Consider the following 19,660-nt stretch of genomic DNA (forward strand, 5'->3'; position numbering starts at 1 on the left):
TTGGTGTTTTTGCGTAACTCGTTAGCAGTTTCATAGCCCACCAAAATCGATAGGGTTGCTGGTTCGAATCCGTTCAAGAAGAAGGTTTGGTCGAGCTCTTTCTGGGAATGAGCGTTGGAGCGGAGATGCGGATTCGATCTTCGCTTGAAATTGTTCCGCTCGCCAGAAGATCCAGAGCATTCGAAGCAATCTGATCAAAAGGCACACGCAGCGTCGTTAGTGGTGTTGGAAGGTGGCTGACGATGGGAATGTCGTTGTATCCGACAACGGAAATATCGTCAGGCACAGACAGCCCCATACGCGACAGACCGGACAAGGCCCCGATTGCGGTGTTGTCGTTCACGGCGAAGATTGCCGTAGGACGATCATCTAGGCGCATAAGCTGCTGTGCTGCATCCGCGCCAGCATCGATACCGAACGTCGAGGGGATGATGTAATCCAGGCGGACAGCGATCCCTGCCTCTTCAAGAGCCTGGCGATAACCTTCGACACGTCCAAGTGAGCTGGAAGCATAGGACGGTCCGGCGATTACACCGATGCGTCGATGCCCCAGATCCAGCAGATGTCGTGTTGCGAGATATCCACCCAATCGATCGTCACCGACCGAGGAAAGGCTTCGACCATCACTGCGGAGAGCTAAAACAAAAGGTATCCCTCGAGCTGTGAGTACCTCTGGGAAATCGTCGTCCTCGCGGGCTGTCGACAAGATCAATCCGTCCACGCCTCTTTTGAGAAGAGACTCTGCCGCAAGCCTGTCAGCTTTAGGCTTGTCGTCGGTCGTAGCGACAATGGCGAAGCGTCCCGTTTTGCTGCACGCCTTGGCCAGTGCTTCATACAGCATCGCCATAACAGTATCCGTCAACCGAGGCACGATCACACCAACCGTCATGGTATTGCCGCGCCTGAGGCTCGCTGCCGAGACGTCGCGCATGTAGCCCATATCCTCTGCGACTTTGCGCACTCGCCGCGATGTGGCGTTGTCGGACTGAGGCAAACGTTCATCTAAAATGCGCGACACCGTCGACTTTGACACGCCCGCAGCAGACGCAACATCGTGGATAGTTATGCGCGTTTGGCGACCCGTCTCTTTGACCTCTGATTTCATTTCTGTTTTCCGCGCCACGGTACCCTCACATTCGCTAAGGGTGAACATGCATCAAAAAAACTATTGACTCCAGTAAAATCCAGCTCGATAGTGGGAACGTTCCCATTAACGATCCCACCACTGGTCGCGAGGCGGACAGTGGCTATCTGAGGAGGAGATATCCCATGCAAGCAATGGACATGAGAGGCCTGAGCCCGGCGCCGGTCACTGCATTTACTCGTGACGGCGAGGTCGATTACGCCGCTAATGCCCGCATTGCCAAATGGCTTGCCGGAATGGATGGCGTGAAGAGCCTGGTTATTCTCGGCCACGCCGGTGAAGGCACATTCCTAACGGAAGAAGAGCGTCTCAAGCTCATCCACACATATGTCGACGCTGTCGATGGTCGCATCCCGATCATTGCCGGCATCACCGGTGAAGGAACGAGGGTTGCCGCACAAGAGGCAAAGAAGTGCAAGGCTGCCGGCGCGACAGGCGCGCTCGTCTATCCAAACCATGGCTGGCTTCGCTTTGGTTTTCAAAAAGGCGCACCGCAAGATCGTTACAAGGCGATCTGGGAGGAATCCGGTCTGCAATGCATTCTGTTCCAATATCCTGATGTGACCAAAGCCTCCTATGATCTTGATACCCAGCTTGCGATCGCGACCCAGGAAGGGGTCGTCGCAACCAAGAACGGCGTGCGCAATATGAAGCGCTGGTACGTTGAAATCCCGGAACTGAAAAAGGCCAATCCGAAACTTCAGGTCTTGAGTTGCCATGACGAGTGGTTGTTGCCGACCATGTTCGATGTCGATGGTTTGCTCGTCGGCTACGGCAATATCGCACCGGAACTGCTGATCGACCTGATCAATGCTGGTAAGGCACAGAACTACCCAGAAGCCCGAAAGATATTCGAACGTTTGCTTCCCGTCACGCGCGCCGTGTATCACAGAGGCTCTCACATGGAGGGTACCGTTGCACTGAAACTTGGTCTCGTTCACCGTGGCGTGCTGGACCATGCAACCATCCGCGAGCCGCTCAAGAATCTTGGCGAAAAGGCTGAAGCTGAAATCTTCGCCGCCTTCGACGCTGCTGGTATCGGCCGTGTCGACCAACTGATGGCGGCAGAATAATAACAACAGCCCCTGCCTGAAAGGCGGGGGCTGTTGAAACAAGGGGAGGGGATATTGCTGCACATCGGGGGTGACGTGCCGCAATCGCACGTTCGTAACGACGTGCATGCCTCACCGATATGAGCGATGCCTTCCGACTATCGCCGCGGACGATTCCGGAAGCTGAGACGATCAATCCGTCAGGTTCGACGCCAGGCCGGGAGTGGGCTAGGCAAAGGGAGGAAATCATGAACATGGAACAAAGGTTGACGGCGTCTACGCCGCTCGTCGATCCGCAAGCTGAAATCAGTGCACGCCTTGAACGACTTCCGGTAACCCGCGAAGTTTTCTGGGCTCGTAACATCGTTGGTGCTGCAACATTTTTCGATGGTTATACGGTCATCGCAATCGCCTATGCCATGCCGGTTCTGGTCCGTGAATGGAATCTCACGCCCGGCCAGACCGGCATGATCCTGTCTATGGGTTATCTGGGACAACTCATCGGAGCGGTGTGCTTCGGCTGGTTGGCGGAAAAGATTGGACGTCTCAAGGTCCTGCTGTTTACGATCCTGCTTTTCGTCAGCATGGACATCGCTTGCCTCTTCGCAGCCGGCGCTGGAATGATGATGGCTTTTCGATTTGTTCAGGGAATTGGAACGGGTGGTGAAGTTCCTGTGGCCAGCGCCTACATCAATGAACTGATTGGCTCCAAAGGGCGCGGTCGTTTCTTTCTTCTGTACGAAGTGATGTTTTTACTCGGCCTCGTTGGTGCGGGATTGATCGGATACTTTATGGTGCCAGTTTATGGCTGGAAAGCCATGTTTGTGGTCGGCCTTGTTCCTGCGCTCCTGATGATCCCTCTGCGTTGGTTCCTGCACGAATCCCCCCGCTGGCTGGTTGCCAACGGGCGCTATGAGGAAGCCGACAGAATCGTGACCAAATTTGAAAACAGCGCACGCTCGTCTGGTCACGAGTTGCCTGAACCAAAGATCGTAGCGGCTCCCTTGCACCGCAAATCCGACTGGCGTGAACTGTTCCAGGGCATCTATCTCAAGCGCACGCTGTCTATCTGGGCTATGTGGTTCTGTGCCTATATGGTCGCCAATGGCACGATCACATGGCTCCCGACCCTGTATCGGCAAACCTTTAACCTGCCGCTCGAAACCAGTATATTTTACGGCTTCATGACGTCAGTCGGCGGTGTGATCGCAGCGATTATCTGCGCACTGCTCATCGATAAGGTTGGACGCAAGCGTTGGTATGTGGGAGCGCTGCTGCTCGCACCCATTCCGCTCGTCGTTCTCGCCTGGTTGGGGGCCACATCGGCAACGCAGGTTCTTATCCTTGCCGGACTGGCCTATGCCATCCTACAGACGGTGACGTTTTCGCTCTACCTCTATTCGGCAGAAATTTACCCGACCCGTCTGCGTGCCATTGGCACCGGGACAGGCAGCGCTTGGCTACGCCTTGGGTCGTCAGCGGGGCCGATTGCGGTTGGCTGGGTGATGTCATCGATGGGTATTCAGTATGTTTTCGGCGCATTCGCAGTCATATTAGTCGTTGGAGCTCTGGTAACGGCCGTGTTCGCAGTGGAAACCAAGGGTAGGGTTCTGGAGGAGTTGTCCCCATAAAAATTGACCCTGACCGCCTATCATGATTGACCCTGCATGAAAGTGCCGGGTCAATCATGCGTTTCCGACACTAAGTGATCAATGCAGGCTGATTCGCTTTGTTTTTCTTATCTGATATCTCATGGTCGTCAGTTCGGCTCCCATCAAGGCGGGTAAACTAATATGAACATCGCAGTGGAAAGGCCAGAAGTTCGCAAAGATTTGCCAGGAACCGAGTGTCATTGCCCGAGTTCTTTTTGGTGATTGGGTGGGTCATGTCTTGATGACGGGGCTATAGTACTCACGACAACATCGGCCAAAAGATCGGCCAAATGTGATGGTAAATCGACAAAAATCCCATATATATAAATGATATAAGGAAACTGGATATCGGCCAAAATGACTGTCTAAGAAGCATCTACCCGCATCGAACCGGCGCGTATCGAGCATCCCAGCGGCGAACTGCTGGACCTTTCGCTTGAGATTGTCGCCAGGGCCGAACGACTTGGCCGGGCCCTCCATCCTGAAACCGCAGCCCAACTGGCCCGCACCGTCAGGATCATGAACACCTACTATAGTAATCTGATCGAAGGCCACAACACCCGGCCACGTGAGATCGAGCAGGCCCTGCAGGGAATTAAGCCCGAGGACGATCGGCGCGACCTCAAGATCGAAGCCGTCGCCCACTATCGTGTTCAGCAGGAGATCGACGAGCGAGAGGCGGCAGGGATGTTGCCTGATCCTGCATCGATAGAATTCATCCGCTATCTTCACCGCGCCTTTTATGATGGCGCAACAGTAAAGATGCTGACGATTGTCGGTAACCACCACAGCTTTGTTATGACGCCCGGCGAATGGCGGCGAGGGGAGGAGCAGGACGTCGAGGTCGGCAGACATTTGCCTCCCGCGAGCGATCGCGTGCCCGATTTCATGGCCTACTTCCATCAGCGGTTCGCCTTCCAGCCGGCTCCAGGAGAAGCGATGATGGCAGTCGGGAGCAGCCGTAGCGCCCGCCTTTTTGCGATGGCGACCTCGCATCACCGTTTCAACTACATCCATCCGTTTCCAGACGGCAACGGCCGAGTTAGCCGTTTGATGAGTCATGCGATGGCACAAGCGGCCGGAGTGGGAGCTCATGGTCTCTGGTCAGTTTCCCGCGGCTTGGCTCGAGGCTTGGCGGGGGGGCCTGAAGGACGCGCCGAATATAAGCAGCATGTGGCTTGGGCAGACGAGCCACGTCAGGGCGACCGCGATGAACGGGGCAACCTGTCGCTCAAGGGACTGGAACTGTTCACCAGTTGGTTTCTGCGCGTGTGTCTCGATCAGCTCGAATACATGGACAGCCTGTTTGACCTCAAAACACTAGGGGGACGCCTCAAGCGTTATGTCCATCGTCAGGAAACTTTGCCTGACGAGTGCGCGCCCTTACTTCAGGAAGCCCTTGTGCGCGGAGAATTTGAGCGGGGAGAGGCTTCGTGTATCACTGGCCTGCCAGATCGATCGGCGCGGCGCGTTCTAAAGGCGCTGACGGATGAGGGCCTGCTTGCGTCAGTTACCGAAAAGGGGCCTGTGTCGCTGCGCTTTCCAGTCCAAGCGCTCGATACCCTTTTCCCTCGTCTCTATCCCGAGGACGTGTGACTATTTCGTGTACTGGCGGACCCCTCACCGCTGCCTGAGAAGCGTCCAGAGGAGGATTAATGATACGCCAAATAGCAGCTTAGCCGAATTAAGGGTGCAGCGTTCGGTTCCCATCAAGAGCTGTAATTGCGACCTCATCGTTAGTTTGACAAACTTTGCCATCAGCGAGTATGTTGAGGCATTAAGGAGACTCGAATGGCGACGATGAATGTATCCCTGCCAGACCCCATGAAAGATTGGGTTGAAGCACAGGCCAAGACTGGTCGATACTCGAATGCGAGCGATTATGTCCGGGACCTGATCCGCAGAGACCAAGCGCGTACGGACAAGATTGCCGAGATGCAGCGATTTGTCGACGACGGGATCAGAAGCGGAGTTGGTAGCCGTTCAACGGAAGAGTTGTTTGCTTTAGCCACTTCTCGAGCTGACATCAGCCGCGGACGCGCTTAATGCCATTTAGCCTATCTGTCCAAGCGGAAGAGGATATTATTTCCATTGCAGAAGAAGGCATCCGCATCTTCGGAGCACTAGTCGCCAGACAATATCACGATGAGCTTTTTGCCTTGCTCGAACTCATCGCCACCAACCCAAGAATGGCACGCGAAAGCCATGAGATTTCTCCTCCTGTCAGGATCCATCCTTTCAAGGCTCACCTTGTCGTGTACCGCGTCATTGAAGACGGGAGCGTATTCGTCATCCGCATACGTCACGGCCATGAAGATTGGGCGGGAGATTCTTTCTAACCAACCACTTCGCCGAATTTATAACATATTGGTCGTAAGTGCGAATCTCATCAAGAGCTAGACTAAGCAAGACGTTATCGCATGAGTTGCCGTAGCAGCATTTGAAGCCGACATTTCTATTCGACCGCGTCGCGTTGTTAAGCGGTTATAGAGCTGTCGTTCCCACGGTCGAAACGTACGCGCATCAACGCCAAAGGTCGACAGTCTTGGCCGTTCAGGAAGACTTCATACCCTGAAGGCAGCTTCTTGAAGTTGATCTCCATCCATTCTCCGGGCTCTACATTACCCAGATAAACTACATTCCGTGAGGCGATCATCCCGGTATGCGTCTCTCCTGCTTGGAACAATCCCCGGTCAGCTAAAGCGCTGTAGCTCGGGAAATAAAGAAGTCTGGCGGCATTGAAGTCTGTCGCCGGGCAAGGCAGGACCATCTGTGTCTGTGACATCCCGGAGAGTTTAAAATGGTTGTTGCGAATGTCTCGCGTGGCGGCCGAGGCCATCTCGGCAACGCGACGAACCGCGAGGGGCGCCTCGGGCGGCATCGCTAGCGCTCGCGGGCTCCGCCGGACGACAGATCGGTTGATCCCCGGTTCGGAACGTCCCACAAAGGTCGAGACCAAAATCATGCGGCCTACAGTATCGCCGCCAGCGGTGACGCGGATAAGTGACGCCAGACGCCCGTGGCCGACGCGGTAGAGATCCGCAGCCAGTGTCATCTCCCCGCCCAGATGGGGAAGATGAGGTCTTACGAGCTGCAAGCTGGTCGCACAAAAAGCCGCATAAAGTGGTGCGCCCTCTGAGCAAGTGAAAACAGCATCCCGCTGTCCCATGGCGCGCGCGATGAGCCGCCAGTGCAAATCACCGGCGCGTCGCTTGAGCCATTGCTCCGAAATGCCGCTGTAGCCCATTTCCGCCATTCCTAGCACGTGGCGTTCGATTAGCTCCGACCCCTCGTGCCTGGCGAGCTGAACAGTGCTCATGCAGCCAGCCTGTTCTTTTGGAGTGCTACTATTTGTTCGGCGAGATACCGGCTGTCCTCGTCGATGCCAAGAAATCGGCCGGAGCCCCATGTGTTCAGCCAGCCAAGACCAATAAAATACAGACCAGGTGCATCGGTTACACCGCGACGGAACACCGGCTTGCCTCGCTGATCCAGGCAGTCGACCTTCAGCCACGAATAATCCGGACGGAAACCGATCGCCCAGATGATCGATTTTATGCCCGCCTCCGCCAAATCAACTTCGGTGATTTCTTGAACGGGACGCCAGACCTTTTCAAATGGGGGCTCCTCTGGAGCATTAATTGCGTGCGTGGCGATCCAGGCATCGATCTGCTTGCGTATACCCAGGTAGCTCCGGTCAGCATCATCAAGGTTCTTCTCGAGGTCGGGCAGGAATGCCATCATCGTGCCCGAGGCACCCGCGACAGATCCGTACAGCCGCACCCCCTCCAGTGCATATTTGCGCAGATCGATCTCCTTGCCGCCGTCGCGCCCGGACATGTAATGGTTGGTCTGGGTCAAGGCTTTGATGGGATCGGGATGGGTATCGATCGTGACGGCATACGTTCCTGCATCGTAAAGCCAGTCGGTTGCGTCGCGCCCGCGGTATTTGCGCGGGCTGCGCGGAGCGGGCCCTACCGCCAGGTGCACTGGACGACCTTCCAGATGAAAGTCGTCCATGATCTGCACGCCAGATTGCCCTGTGCCGACAATCAAGGTTCCGCCATCTGGTAGTTGCGACGGACGCCGGTAATCGCGCGAGTGCATCTGTAGGATAGTGGCGTCCAGATCTGCTGCGTAGGACGGCACGATTGGATTGTCGTACCCACCTGTCGCAACCACAACCTGGTCCGCAGTCAAGTTGCCAGAGCTAGTCTCGATCCAGTATCCACCACTGTCGCGAGGCGAGACATGCGTGACGTCCACCCCTTCGCGGATCGGTGGGCTGAAGCTTTCTGCAAAGCCATCCAGATAGTCTACGATTTCTTGCCTGAGCATGAAGCCATTCGGATCCGCTCCCTTATAGTGCCAGCCGGGCAGCCGGCACTGCCAGTTTGGTGTGACCAGACAGAAACTGTCCCAGCGATTGTTGCGCCAGCTTTCGAACTTTCGGTGGCGCTCGAGAACGATATGCTCGATCCCTTCCTGCATCAGATACCAACTGACAGAAAGACCAGCCTGGCCGCCTCCGATGATGAGAACTGGTACGTGTGGTACAGTGGCGTCGGTCATAACGAACCCTTTCATGACATCGAGAGGCAGGTGACCTTGGCGTCAGCCGGCTGAGCGGCAGCTGTCGTTTCGATCTTTGCCAGTTGGTCGAGTGCGGATGAGCAGGCGAAGCCGAATTTCGCCGCGACGCGGTCTGATGCCTCGTTCAGCCCGGTGCGGGCACGTTCGACAAATTCAGTCAGCGGATAGGTGCACCCGGCTTCGAGATGGTGCGTTATGGCGGTCGAGGGCGAGTAGCAGCTCTCCTCCGTCCCATCAGGCCATCGGATTGTAAAGCGTACTTCAGGCATGGGCTATCTCCTTTGCAAGCGCGATATAGGGGGCTGCCGCGTAGTCCCAGAACGTTGCCCTGGCGCCACCGCTCGTCAAATCGATCCGGGAGCTGTCCGTTGCGTGACCGATGGCAGATGCGCTGATGTCCCGAGCACCAAATACTGAGCAGACCTCGTTTGCACGTTCCCGCCGAACTGAAAGGAGGAAGCCAAAACTCGGAAATGTGCGCAGCCAGCGGTCGACTGCAACACCCCGCGGAAGCGAAATGTCAGCAAGCTCGATGTCAAACCCGCAGCGGGAGGATTCAGCTAACATAAGCGCGGTGCCGACAATGCCGCCCTGGCTGATGTCTTTTCCGGCATCCACCAGACCAGCCTCGGCGAGCTCCGGCAGGATCTCGTAGTCGCTACGCAGTCGTTCATGAGGTGCATCAAGGGCCGCGCACCAGTTGTCGAAGCTCGGCCGGTAATGCCCGCGATGATCGACAGCTGCGATAAGCACATCTCCAGGGGCGGCCGCAAAGCTGGAAATCAGCCTCTTTGCACGTCCCGTGACGGAAACGGCAAGATTGAGATCTTTGCTGCGGAGGTTGGTATGCCCGCCGACGATCGGCACGCCGTAGGCCATCGCTGCGTCGCGAAGGCCGGCAAGCAGGGGCTCGGCGGATGCTGTATCCGGAGCCCACACGGTGTCGAGCAGTGCGGTCGGGCGTCCTCCCATCGCTGCGATGTCCGAAAGGTTCACCATTACACCGCACCAGCCGGCAAACCACGGATCGTCCTGCACGAACTGCGGCATAAAACCTTCGCCCGCCAGCAGATCCCAGGTGCCGTCCATGGCTCGGATTGCTGCGGCATCGTCGCCGGGCATTCCTGGTGCTCCAGCAGACAATGAGAGCGCCCGCGTCGTGCCTGCTATGTCAAGTTTGCTGCGAATAGACGGGTGAGCTGCGAGTGCTGCCGCCAATGCATGGACATCCATCACGACCTCCTTGCTCTAGTCGACCAGCCGGTGGCCGGGTCACATGGCGGGGGATAATGGTCGAGTGAAGCCAGCATGTGCATGTGCCGCACGCCATGCAGGTCGATCTCTCCTTGCGGCTCCCAATGCAGCCGGCGAAAAAGAGGTACGTTCTGAAGCTGGACATGGGCGTGAAATTCTAGGCATCCGATGCCGTTGGCGGTGCTTACCGCAAGCCTGATCAGCTCCGCACCCAGCCGACCAACTCTACGGTATGCAGGGGCGACCGCGAGCCGCGATCCCCACCAGATGCCGGGCGCGGGTTTGTGGATGCGGACCGTTCCCACGACCTCCGCAGGCTCGGCCGCCAACGTGGCGATTGCCGCAAGGGGGATGGCACGAGCGTCGATTTCGTCGTGGTCGCTGCCGACGAAGATGCGCTGTTCCTCCACAAACACCTGGTGTCGGAGACGAGATACCCCTTGAAGTTCCCAGGTTTCGGTTGCTGCCCGGATGATGAATTCAGGGCAGATGAAGGTGGAGTGATCCATGAGGCTCATGCCGGGATCCTCAGTTTCTCGTAAGTTGAGAGCGCCGAGCACGCACCGCATTTTCCGCAACCGGCCTTGATATCCGAGGCCTTAAGTCCGCCGTCGATGATGATCTGCGACAGGGGAGCCAGGATGGAGGCCATGAAATCGGATTTCGGTGCGGGGTGACTTTCTAGCGGCGTGCCTGAGATAGGCACGAACGGGACGACAAATGGGTAGACGCCCATTGCGACCAATCGCGCGGACATATCTAGGATCGCTTCGCGCGTATCGCCCAGACCGGCGAGGATGTAGGTCGAGACCTGACCCCGCCCAAACACTCTGACTGCGGCCTCAAAGCTGGAAAAGTATTTTTCAAGCGGAACGCTTGCCTTGCCAGGCATGATCCGATCGCGGACTTCAGGTGTCACCGCTTCAAGGTGCATCCCCAATGCGTCTGCACCCGCGTTCTTCATTCGCTCATGCCAGATATCGTCTTCCGGAGGCTCGCATTGCACCTGAATCGGCAGGTCGACGACGGCCTTAACCGCGCGCGCACTCTCTGCCAAAACAGCAGCACCGCGGTCCTTGCCCGAAGGTGTGCCAGTGGTCATCACCATGTGCTTGACGCCGTCGAGTTCGACGGCAGCCTTTGCGACCTCTGCCAGTTGCGCGGGAGTTTTGTGCGCGACAGTCCGGCCGGCGGCAAGGCTTTGGCCGATCGAACAGAACTGACAGGTCTTCTTGCGGCTTTCATAACGAATGCAGGTCTGCAGAATGGTCGTGGCAAGTACGTCGCGCGAATGAAGAACTGCGATCTTGTTGTACGGAATGCCGTCTGCCGTGATCAGATCGTAAAAACGCGGCCGATTGGGAAATCGAATTCGCGCGACTTCTGATCCTTCCCTGGTGATGCGCGCGCGGCCCTCGGCATCGGGCGCTTCCACGAGATAGGGACTGTCGAATGCGGGTGCGGTATGTACCGGCACCATCACGGTTGTGTCTCCGAAATTGACCGCTTTATGGTCGGAAGGACCTGCGCCACCGCGCCTGCTCTCGTGGCCGGCACGCGGATCGACGAGACGCATTCCTCGTGTCTGGAGGTCGTTGATGAGTTCCGGATCTATCGATGGCAGCTCACGCATCCTGAACCTCCTCAAATAGCTTGTCTTGCTCCGCATCGGGAAAATCGCCTGAAAGGCCGACCTGCTCGCGTGCGCGTGCGGGCGTCGTGTCATGGACAAGGTGCAGCAGTTCAGGCCGAGCATAGTGTCCGACCGAATCCATCATCCGCTTGCGCTTGGTAATGAGCCGCATGTCCAGATCGCCGACCAGGATGCCTTCGCCCGAGGTCAGCGGCGGTACGACATGGCGTCCTTCCGGCGTGATGATGCAGGTCATGCAGCCATCGCGCAGCCCCTTTTGCAAGGCGGGGTCCGGATGAATAGATGCGATCTGCTCCTCGCTCAGCCAGCCGGTGGCATTGACCACGAAACAGCCCGATTCCAATGCGTGGTGGCGCATGGTGACTTCGATTTGCTCGCCGAATATCGGGCCGACCAGTGAGCCCGGGAAATGAGAGGCGTGAATTTCCTCATGCTGGGCCATCAAAGTATAGCGGGCCAGAGGATTGTAATGCTCCCAGCATGCCAGGGCACCCACGCGACCGACGGCAGTGTCGACAACCTTCAAGCCGGCGCCATCGCCTTGGCCCCAGATCATCCGTTCGTGATAGGTCGGCGTGATCTTGCGACGCTTGAGTTTCAGGCTGCCATCCGCGTCGAAGATCAGCTGAGTGTTATAGAGCGAGCCGTGGTCGCGCTCATTGACGCCAAGGACGATAACCGCACTGCGTTTGCGCGCGGCGTCCGCGACGGCCCGTGTTTCTGCTGATGGTACCGTGACTGCTTCCTCATAAAGCCGAAGATGCTCAGGGCCTTGCTGGACAGGTGGCAGAACGAAGCTGAAATAGGGATACCAGGGCACGAAGGTCTCGGGAAATACGATCAGCTCGGCGCCTTTGTCCGCAGCTTCGGCGATTGCATTGAGGACCCGCTCGACGGTGCCGGCGCGTGACGTCAGGTCGGGCGCGATCTGGACTGCTGCGGCACGTACTGTTTTGGGCATGACTGGCTCCTTTGAATAACCTGAAACGGCGCACCCCGTTCACTGCCGAACGGGGTGTTGAGGTCAAATCAGACGGTCCATGTGTCGATGATCAGGGCGTTGGCCTTTTTGTGCAGAAGCACGCAGTCCAGGACGTCCTGAGGCAGGATCGGGATGATGCCGGGGATCAGAGCCGGTTCGCCGTGCCCATAAAGGGCCTGCAGAGCGAAACGACACGCATAGACCTTTCCGCCTTCCTTCATGAAGCGCTCAAGGTTCTTGTTGAAGTTCAGATGGCCCGGGAACGCTTCATCCCCGAGCTTGGGGAAACCTCGCTGGATCCCCAGTGTGACGCCCGGCCCGTAAAGAAGGATCGAAGTCTCATAGCCTTTCCGCTGCAGGCGAATGGCGTTGAGAATGTTCACAAGCCCGATAGAGCCTTCGAACGCCACGGTGTGGAAGGTAACAAGCGCCTTTTCACCAGGATCGGCTTTTACGTCCTCAAAAACCTTGGACTCGTAGTCGACAAAGAAGTCACCATCCTTGTGCGGCGGCTGCGTTACTTCAGGCATGTCTGCATCTCCTTATGCGGGGTTGATGCAGAAACGATACGAACGAAATTGTATGAATCAATAGTCAGTTTATTATGCATACAATAATTCTTTGATGAAACGTAATTCTGCACATTGGACATACGTTGTGCTCAAATAATAGCTTGAAAATCAGCTTTTATGCTCAATTCATGATCAAGGATTCGTTGTCAAATCAACACTTGAATCCGCGTCGTGTTATCCATACAATGTGAAACAATCTATATTTGAGGTATGGTGAAATGTTGAAGTGGCTCCCTGAACTTCGTCCTGACGGCAAGCCTCGTTATCTTCAGATTGCGGACGCGATCGAACTGGCGATAAAACGAGGAGATATCGCCGCTGGTGATCGATTGCCGCCACAACGCAGGCTCGCCGAGCGTCTCAAGATTGACTTTACGACAGTCAGCCGCGCCTACGCCGAGGCGCATTCCAGACGTCTCGTGGAGAGCCACGTCGGAAGAGGTACCTTTGCACTCGGCCGCCCGAAAGAGGAGCATCGTATCGATCCGCGCCGCGCAGGGGACGAGGATCTGTCGATGAACATGCCTCCCGAGCCGCAGGACCCGGATCTCGTGGCGAGAATGCAGGAAGGGCTGCAGACTGTTTCAGCAAACCTTATTTCCCTTCTCCGCTACCAGTCGACGACCGGCGGAGAGCAGGATAAGGCCGCGGCATCTTCATGGCTGTCAAAAAGGGGAATGGTGCCAAGTCTCGAGCGGATAGCGATCACCCCGGGAGCGCACGCGACGATGACAGCGCTTCTTTCGACGATGACCAGACCGGGCGATGTCATCCTGTGCGAGGCGGTGACGTATCCCGGTTTGCGGGCGATCGCAGCCCGTATGGGATTGCAACTCGTCGGAATTGCGATGGACGCTTCCGGCGTTCTGGCCGATGCGCTTGACGCGGCTATCCATTTACATCAACCGAAAGCGTTGTATCTCAATCCTACGGTCCATAATCCAACGACGCTGACCATCCCGCGCGAGCGGCGCATGGAGATCGCCGAGGTTATCCTTCGGCATAGACTGCCTTTGATAGAGGATGATGCATACGGCTTCATTCCCGCAACGGCGCCCGTACCTTTTGCTACGCTTGCTCCCGACCTCACCTGGCATATCGGGGGGCTGGCCAAATGCCTGGGCGCAGGCCTGCGCCTCGCTTATACAGTTTCCCCTAACTCCAGAGCCGCCTATTCCCTTGCCCAGGCAATGCGAGCCAGCGCCGTCATGCCTTCGCCAATTTGCATGGCGCTGGCGACACGGTGGATCGAGGATGGGACAGCCGACGCGATCCGCCGGTTTGTCCGGGCGGAAAGCGCTGTTCGTCACGAGATAGCGGTTGATACTCTTTCTGGCTTGGACATCAAAGGTGAGCCGGAGGCCTTCAACATTTGGCTGAAGCTGCCAACGGGGGCGAGCAGGGCGGAACTGATGGGGCGCATGGCAGGGCGCCATATTGGCTTAATGCCGTCGGACGCATTTACCGTTCTCGGCACACCTGACGAGCATGTCCGGGTATGCCTCGGCGGCGTCATCAATCGCGAACAACTGCGCGCAGGGCTGCTTTTTATGGCGAATTCGCTTTCCGGCTCCGGCTGGATGGGCTGACGGTGCACGTCAGCCTCCTTCAATATGAAACAATTGGTGGAAAATGTTCGTTTCGGTCTGAATGGTCATATGGTCACGTCCCAAAACTGTAGCGATGGCGTTCGGCCGCCGAACGTGTGATGCCGGGAGTCCTGCAACGTCTTCCGCTTCCAAGCCGTTCGACCACGCACGGCACCGGCTTGCCCGCGTGGCTGTTGCGAGGTGCCAGATGCGTGGCCTGGTTGACAACCGAGATTAGGTCGCCAGGTTTCTCGGATCGGCCGAGACCCGATCATAGAAATTTCTGGATCACCGCGGATCCCAAGAAAACTCCATCCGACATCCTCCCGGTTCGTAGATCATGAAGTGGATTTTTGGCCCGGTGCCAGAAGCTTCTGGACTAAATTCAATACGAACATCGGGCCACTCTCTGGTCTTGTCGTAGAGCAGATGAAGGTCCTCGAGGGTCCGCACTTTCAGTGCAAGATGATGAAGCCCGACATTTTGGTGACGGTCGAAACCTTGGCTGTGAGATTGATCTTTGATCTGCCAAAGTGTCACTTTGAGGTGGCCGTCTGTAACGAATGCCGCTGGATAGTCGGGCTTTTCGCCGAATAACCTCCAGCCGAGGCAGTTCGTGAAGAAAGCGAGGGAAGCGCTCAAGTTCATAACGGTTAGCCCGATGTGATCTACGCCGGTTGTTATGCTTACCGTTGGACTGACATCGCCCATCTAAAATCTCCTTTTGCTGGCAGCGTTATCATGAGTACTTAGAACCTGGGCTTCGGACCGGGTGGGTTTAGCTTCCCAGTGTGGTGGTCTGGACGCTTCGGCACGGCCTCGGGTCATCGTTTGGGCCCTCGGCCCATTGATCAGTAATCCGGATAGCACCTGGATTTATAGAAGCTTTCTCTCCTAATTTAGCTGTTCGAAGAGCACCATGACCATATCGGCGACTAGCGAAGCGCTTAAGCGCGATGCGGTTCGTCAGATCATGGAGCGATGCTATCCGGTTGGATACAATCCGCAGCGACGCGGGGTCAGTCGCCATTCACCTTCCCATGTCTACTCTTTCGTGTCCGAGCGCGGTGCTGTTTCCGCAGAAATGTGGTGGTTGCACGAACAGTATCTTCCTGGGTCTTCACCCCTTTCGCCACCAAAACCATCGCCCACCGCGCCTGGTAGTCTCTGAGTGGCGGATGCCCAGGCGCTGCTGAGATCTGCCGAAATATACCAGCGCGCGGCCGAACGCTTTGCCAGCACTAGTCTGGCCACTTTAACGCCGCCGCCGTCGGTTCGCGACCACAAACGTCCGTCGGAAAAAATTCGCAGCGCCTCAAAAAAATCGTTGACACCCAAAATCGCCGTAGCTACTGTACCAATCAGTCAAGAGTTGACCAATAAGTACACAGAGACGGTTTGCAAAGGAAAATCAACATGTCACGTCCTCCTCTCCCCCCTTTCACCCGCGAAACTGCTATCGAAAAGGTCCGTTTGGCCGAAGACGGCTGGAACAGCCGTGACGCCGCCAAGGTTGCTTTGGCCTACACACTGGACACCCGCTGGCGGAACCGCGTTGAATTCGCCACCAACCGCGAAGAAGCCCAGGCATTTCTGACACGCAAGTGGAACAAGGAGCATGAATACCGCCTTATCAAGGAGCTCTGGGCTTTCACCGGCAACCGCATCGCTGTACGCTACGCCTACGAATATCGCGATGATAATGGTCAATGGTTCCGTGCCTATGGTAACGAGAACTGGGAATTCGCAGAGGACGGCTTGATGGCGCACCGGCACGCATGCATCAACGAAATGCCGATTGCTGAAGGCGATCGCTTGTTCCATTGGCCGCTCGGCCGTCGTCCGGACGACCACGCTAGCCTCAGTGATCTGGGCCTCTGATCATGGCCCGCATGGTCGCTGAAAGATCCGACGCCGTCGCCTCCGTGGCCGAAGTTTTTCGCGAGCATGGATACGAAGGAGCGAGCCTTGCCTTGATCGGCAAGGCCACCGGTCTTGGCAAGGGCAGCCTCTACCACTTCTTCCCGAATGGGAAGGAGGAAATGGTCCAGGCTGTGCTCGTCGAAATCGAGCAATGGTTTGAAAATTCCGTCTATTCTCCCCTGCGAGACGGAGACGATGCCGATGCCGCGATCACGGCGATGCTCGATGAAACCGCGAAATACTTCAGGTCGGGCAGGCGCGTCTGTCTCGTCGGCGCTTTGGCTGTTACCAACACCCGAGACCTATTCGCCCAAGCCATCCGAGGTTACTTCGTCGCCTGGGTGGACGCTCTGCAGGCAGCGCTCGTCCGGCAGGGCCGCGACGCTGAGCGGGCGCGCATCCTCTCGGAAGACGCCGTTCTCTCTATCCAGGGCGCGATCGTCCTCTCCCGGGCGCTCGACGATCCCGCCGTCTTCCAGCGCGCAATCGATCAACTCCATGCTCGATTGGCAGCCGATGGAAAGACGCTCGTCGATAATGCTTCGGATAGCGGGTCGCTTTGATCTCTCGCTGCTTCCTGACCTGAGGCATTGCATCTGCGGGCTCGCCGCCTTGGCGAGCCGGCGGGCTGCGTAGTTAGTGCATTTCGCGAATTCATCGTCGTCGCGATAACCCAGTTGGTTTTTACGGCGACGTAATTTGCCGCAACGGGGCCGCTCGGCGGCCGATATCTGAAGAGATCTCACATGAAGACTTTCATACTGGCCGCCGCCATAGGCGCGCTTGCCGCCAGTTCTGTGCTTGCCCACGACACCGAGCAGGAGACCGGCCTCAGAGCGAGGCTTGCGGTCAAAATCGCTGAGATGGCCGTCGCGGCGTGTGCGGTAGACGGTTACAATGTGTCGGCGGCGGTGACAGATCGATCTGGAGCCCTGCTCGCCCTGATACGCTATGAGAAAGCCGATCCACGCACGATCAACGCGTCTGCGCAGAAGGCACTCATCTCGGCATCGTTGCACAGCCCCACAAGCGCGATGGTCGAGAACCTCATCGGCAGCGCGCATGAGGCAGCGTTCACAGATATTTCAGGCTACTTTGTCTCCGGGGGCGTTCCTATCAAAGCCGGCGAGGAGACGATTGGCGCACTTGGCGTTGCGGGCGCGCCGAATGGCGGCTTGGACGAAGATTGCGCCTACGTCGCAATCGAGGAAGTCAAAAGCGTCCTCAAGTGAGCCCCCCACAAAAATGTGTTTCTTGAAGCCGCGTCTAAGGCTCGGTGGTTTTGGAGATTGGCCATGACTGGCGCTGAACTGCTCGTTAGGGCCCTTGAGAATGAGGGCGTAGAAAAAATTTTTGGCATCCCCGGGGAGGAAAATCTTTTCCTGGTCGAAGCCCTGCGGAAATCCTCGATCCAGTTGGTCGTCACTCGTCATGAGCAAGCGGCGGCCTTTATGGGGGCAACCTATGGCCGGCTGACAGGAAAGCCGGGCGTCTGTATTACGACGCTCGGGCCAGGCGCGTTGAACTTATCCACCGGCGCGGCGTACGCCCTTCTTGGTGGGATGCCGTTGATCCTCATTACGGGGCAAAAAGGCGTCATGTCTTCCCGGCAGGCACGTTTTCAGGTCGTCGACGTCGTCGCTAGTATGAAGCCGCTGACAAAGCTCACGCGTCAGATCATCTCGCCCAGGATGGTTCCAACCCTGGTTCGTGAGGCCTTTCGGGTGGCGCAGGAAGAGCGCCCCGGTCCAGTTCATCTCGAATTGCCCGAGGATATCGCCGCGGCAGATGGCGGAGAGATCATCATGGTTCCTCCACACGCTCTCGATCTTCCAGTTGCGAGCGGCGAGGCGATAGATCGGGCCGCGGCAATGATCGGCGCTGCAGAACGGCCCTTGATCATGCTCGGTGCGGCAGCCTCGCGTCCGCGATCGACGGCTGATCTTGCAAATTTTGTGATCCGCACAGGGATACCATATTTTACGACACAGATGGGCAAGGGAACCGTTCCCGGCGGTATGGAGCTTTATCTGGGCACCGCCGCTCTTTCCGAACGGGACTACGTCCACGAGGCCATCGAACGGGCTGATCTCATCATCACGATCGGGCACGACACGATCGAGAAGCCTCCCTTCATCATGAACGTCCACGGAGCCAAGGTCGTTCATGTCGGCTACCAGCCCGCCACTGTCGAGCAGGTCTATTTCCCGCAGGCTGAGGTGATCGGGGATATCGGCCCCACCCTCAAGCTCCTGGCGGACCGCCTCGAAGGCAGGCTTCCGAACGCAAAAGCGCTGATCTATCTCAGGCAAGGGATCCTCGCACGCATTGCCGATCGAGAGCTTGAAGCTCGCTTCACTCCGCAACGGATAGTCCACGATGTTCGCGCCGTTATGCCAGCCGATGGGATCCTTGCGCTCGACAACGGCATGTACAAGATCTGGTTCGCTCGCAATTACCGGACCCATGTCGCGAATACGCTGCTTCTCGACAATGCCCTGGCGACGATGGGGGCGGGTTTACCTTCCGCAATGATGGCCTCCATGCTTTACCCGACCCGGCGCGTCATGGCTGTCTGTGGGGATGGCGGCTTCATGATGAACAGTCAAGAGCTCGAGACCGCGGTGCGTCTGCGGCTCAACCTTGTCATCCTCCTGATCAAGGACAATGCATACGGTATGATCCGCTGGAAGCAGGCGATCGACAGGCTCACCGACTTCGGGATGAGCTTCGGCAACCCCGATTTTGTGAAATACGCCGAGGCCTATGGTGCAAAGGGCACACGCGTCGAGCGCATCGAAGATCTGGAAACGACCTTGGATAATGCGTTCAAGGGCGGCGGCGTACATCTTGTCGAAGTCCCAATCGACTACTCCGAGAACGAGCGCGTTCTGATCCGAGAGTTAGCGCAGAGGCTGCCGGTGGTATGAGATGGTCTGTGATCCTATCGATCCCGCTCGGTAACGACGCGAGCATTGCTGCAAACTGGTAGCAAGATCGTCGCAGTGTTTCTGGTTGCGATAGCCGCGGTCGGCCCTCATCGCGTTCTTCGTGATGACGGGTGCTCTGTTTGGACCTGGGCCTGCCGCATCATCGATAAACCCACGACTGTAAGCGTCGAAGGGGTGCCGTATGTTGCACCTGAAGTTGGCCCCTTCATTTGGAACGTCTCTGGTCTCTCGCTTCTGTGAGCTGTATGAGGAACTCTGGATGAACCGGCGGAGGCATGATCTCCTGCCGACTAA

20 protein-coding genes are annotated in these 19,660 nt (G+C 57.1%); 10 read left to right on the forward strand and 10 right to left on the reverse strand.

Features of this window, described 5'->3' with window-relative positions; all coding sequences use genetic code 11:
- Positions 1–73 precede the first annotated feature (73 nt).
- Positions 74–1,105: a LacI family DNA-binding transcriptional regulator gene (locus GH784_RS17445; RefSeq protein ID WP_111799466.1), complete on the reverse strand. Its 1,032-nt coding sequence runs from the start codon at positions 1,103–1,105 to the stop codon at positions 74–76.
- 164 nt (positions 1,106–1,269) lie between these two features.
- On the opposite strand from GH784_RS17445, the gene GH784_RS17450 reads away from it, so the two are divergent.
- The 5 genes from GH784_RS17450 (at position 1,270) to GH784_RS17470 (ending at position 6,187) form a co-directional block, all read left to right on the forward strand.
- The gene (locus tag GH784_RS17450) at positions 1,270–2,217 is read left to right on the forward strand and encodes a dihydrodipicolinate synthase family protein (protein WP_003519114.1); all 948 of its coding nucleotides are present in this window, start codon (positions 1,270–1,272) and stop codon (positions 2,215–2,217) included.
- Between the two features lie 227 nt (positions 2,218–2,444).
- Positions 2,445–3,827: an MFS transporter gene (locus GH784_RS17455; protein ID WP_111799467.1), complete on the forward strand. Its 1,383-nt coding sequence runs from the start codon at positions 2,445–2,447 to the stop codon at positions 3,825–3,827.
- Between the two features lie 540 nt (positions 3,828–4,367).
- Positions 4,368–5,444, forward strand: a complete 1,077-nt coding sequence (locus GH784_RS17460; protein ID WP_236775936.1) for a Fic family protein — start codon at positions 4,368–4,370, stop codon at positions 5,442–5,444.
- Positions 5,445–5,639: 195 nt separating this feature from the next.
- Positions 5,640–5,894, forward strand: coding sequence for a type II toxin-antitoxin system ParD family antitoxin (locus GH784_RS17465; RefSeq protein WP_013637268.1), 255 nt, complete (start codon positions 5,640–5,642; stop codon positions 5,892–5,894).
- A complete protein-coding gene (locus GH784_RS17470; RefSeq protein ID WP_153793621.1) occupies positions 5,894–6,187 on the forward strand; it encodes a type II toxin-antitoxin system RelE/ParE family toxin in 294 nt (97 codons plus the stop codon). The genes GH784_RS17465 and GH784_RS17470 overlap by 1 nt, the downstream gene beginning before the upstream one ends.
- A 137-nt stretch (positions 6,188–6,324) precedes the next feature.
- Here GH784_RS17470 and GH784_RS17475 read toward each other — a convergent pair whose 3' ends face one another.
- The 8 genes from GH784_RS17475 to GH784_RS17510 all read right to left on the reverse strand — a co-directional run bounded on the left by GH784_RS17475 (position 6,325) and on the right by GH784_RS17510 (position 12,861).
- Positions 6,325–7,167: a Pnap_2097 family protein gene (locus GH784_RS17475; protein ID WP_236768996.1), complete on the reverse strand. Its 843-nt coding sequence runs from the start codon at positions 7,165–7,167 to the stop codon at positions 6,325–6,327.
- Entirely contained in the window at positions 7,164–8,420 is a 1,257-nt protein-coding gene (locus GH784_RS17480) for an MSMEG_0569 family flavin-dependent oxidoreductase (protein WP_153793628.1), read from the reverse strand. Before GH784_RS17480 ends, GH784_RS17475 begins: the two co-directional genes overlap by 4 nt.
- Positions 8,421–8,431: 11 nt before the next feature.
- Positions 8,432–8,710 carry an MSMEG_0570 family nitrogen starvation response protein gene (locus GH784_RS17485; RefSeq protein ID WP_013637307.1) on the reverse strand — a complete coding sequence of 93 codons (279 nt, stop codon included), beginning with the start codon at positions 8,708–8,710 and terminating at the stop codon, positions 8,432–8,434.
- Positions 8,703–9,674, reverse strand: coding sequence for a sll0787 family AIR synthase-like protein (locus tag GH784_RS17490; RefSeq protein WP_025591200.1), 972 nt, complete (start codon positions 9,672–9,674; stop codon positions 8,703–8,705). Before GH784_RS17490 ends, GH784_RS17485 begins: the two co-directional genes overlap by 8 nt.
- Entirely contained in the window at positions 9,674–10,213 is a 540-nt protein-coding gene (locus tag GH784_RS17495; RefSeq protein WP_153793629.1) for an MSMEG_0567/Sll0786 family nitrogen starvation N-acetyltransferase, read from the reverse strand. The genes GH784_RS17490 and GH784_RS17495 overlap by 1 nt, the downstream gene beginning before the upstream one ends.
- Positions 10,210–11,328 carry an MSMEG_0568 family radical SAM protein gene (locus GH784_RS17500; RefSeq protein ID WP_153793630.1) on the reverse strand — a complete coding sequence of 373 codons (1,119 nt, stop codon included), beginning with the start codon at positions 11,326–11,328 and terminating at the stop codon, positions 10,210–10,212. The genes GH784_RS17495 and GH784_RS17500 overlap by 4 nt, the downstream gene beginning before the upstream one ends.
- A complete protein-coding gene (locus GH784_RS17505; protein WP_153793631.1) occupies positions 11,321–12,310 on the reverse strand; it encodes a Nit6803 family nitrilase in 990 nt (329 codons plus the stop codon). Before GH784_RS17505 ends, GH784_RS17500 begins: the two co-directional genes overlap by 8 nt.
- Positions 12,311–12,378: 68 nt before the next feature.
- The gene (locus tag GH784_RS17510; RefSeq protein WP_013637302.1) at positions 12,379–12,861 is read right to left on the reverse strand and encodes an MSMEG_0572/Sll0783 family nitrogen starvation response protein; all 483 of its coding nucleotides are present in this window, start codon (positions 12,859–12,861) and stop codon (positions 12,379–12,381) included.
- Between the two features lie 260 nt (positions 12,862–13,121).
- Between GH784_RS17510 and GH784_RS17515 the strand changes: the two genes are divergently transcribed.
- Positions 13,122–14,492, forward strand: a complete 1,371-nt coding sequence (locus GH784_RS17515) for an aminotransferase-like domain-containing protein (RefSeq protein WP_153793632.1) — start codon at positions 13,122–13,124, stop codon at positions 14,490–14,492.
- Positions 14,493–14,780: 288 nt separating this feature from the next.
- On the opposite strand, the gene GH784_RS17520 is transcribed toward GH784_RS17515, so the two are convergent.
- Positions 14,781–15,203: a VOC family protein gene (locus GH784_RS17520; RefSeq protein ID WP_035201064.1), complete on the reverse strand. Its 423-nt coding sequence runs from the start codon at positions 15,201–15,203 to the stop codon at positions 14,781–14,783.
- Positions 15,204–15,908: 705 nt separating this feature from the next.
- Between GH784_RS17520 and GH784_RS17525 the strand changes: the two genes are divergently transcribed.
- The 4 genes from GH784_RS17525 to GH784_RS17540 all read left to right on the forward strand — a co-directional run bounded on the left by GH784_RS17525 (position 15,909) and on the right by GH784_RS17540 (position 19,345).
- Positions 15,909–16,373 (forward strand): nuclear transport factor 2 family protein, encoded by a 465-nt coding sequence (locus GH784_RS17525; RefSeq protein ID WP_035201061.1) that lies wholly within the window; start codon positions 15,909–15,911, stop codon positions 16,371–16,373.
- Between the two features lie 2 nt (positions 16,374–16,375).
- The gene (locus GH784_RS17530) at positions 16,376–16,978 is read left to right on the forward strand and encodes a TetR/AcrR family transcriptional regulator (RefSeq protein ID WP_153793633.1); all 603 of its coding nucleotides are present in this window, start codon (positions 16,376–16,378) and stop codon (positions 16,976–16,978) included.
- A 183-nt stretch (positions 16,979–17,161) separates the two neighbouring features.
- Positions 17,162–17,647 (forward strand): GlcG/HbpS family heme-binding protein, encoded by a 486-nt coding sequence (locus GH784_RS17535; RefSeq protein ID WP_035201059.1) that lies wholly within the window; start codon positions 17,162–17,164, stop codon positions 17,645–17,647.
- A gap of 63 nt (positions 17,648–17,710) precedes the next feature.
- Entirely contained in the window at positions 17,711–19,345 is a 1,635-nt protein-coding gene (locus tag GH784_RS17540) for an acetolactate synthase large subunit (RefSeq protein ID WP_153793634.1), read from the forward strand.
- Positions 19,346–19,660: the final 315 nt, after the last annotated feature.

Origin of the sequence: Agrobacterium tumefaciens (genome assembly GCF_009649785.1) — a bacterium.
In the GTDB taxonomy this organism is placed as follows: Bacteria; Pseudomonadota; Alphaproteobacteria; order Rhizobiales; family Rhizobiaceae; genus Agrobacterium; species Agrobacterium tumefaciens.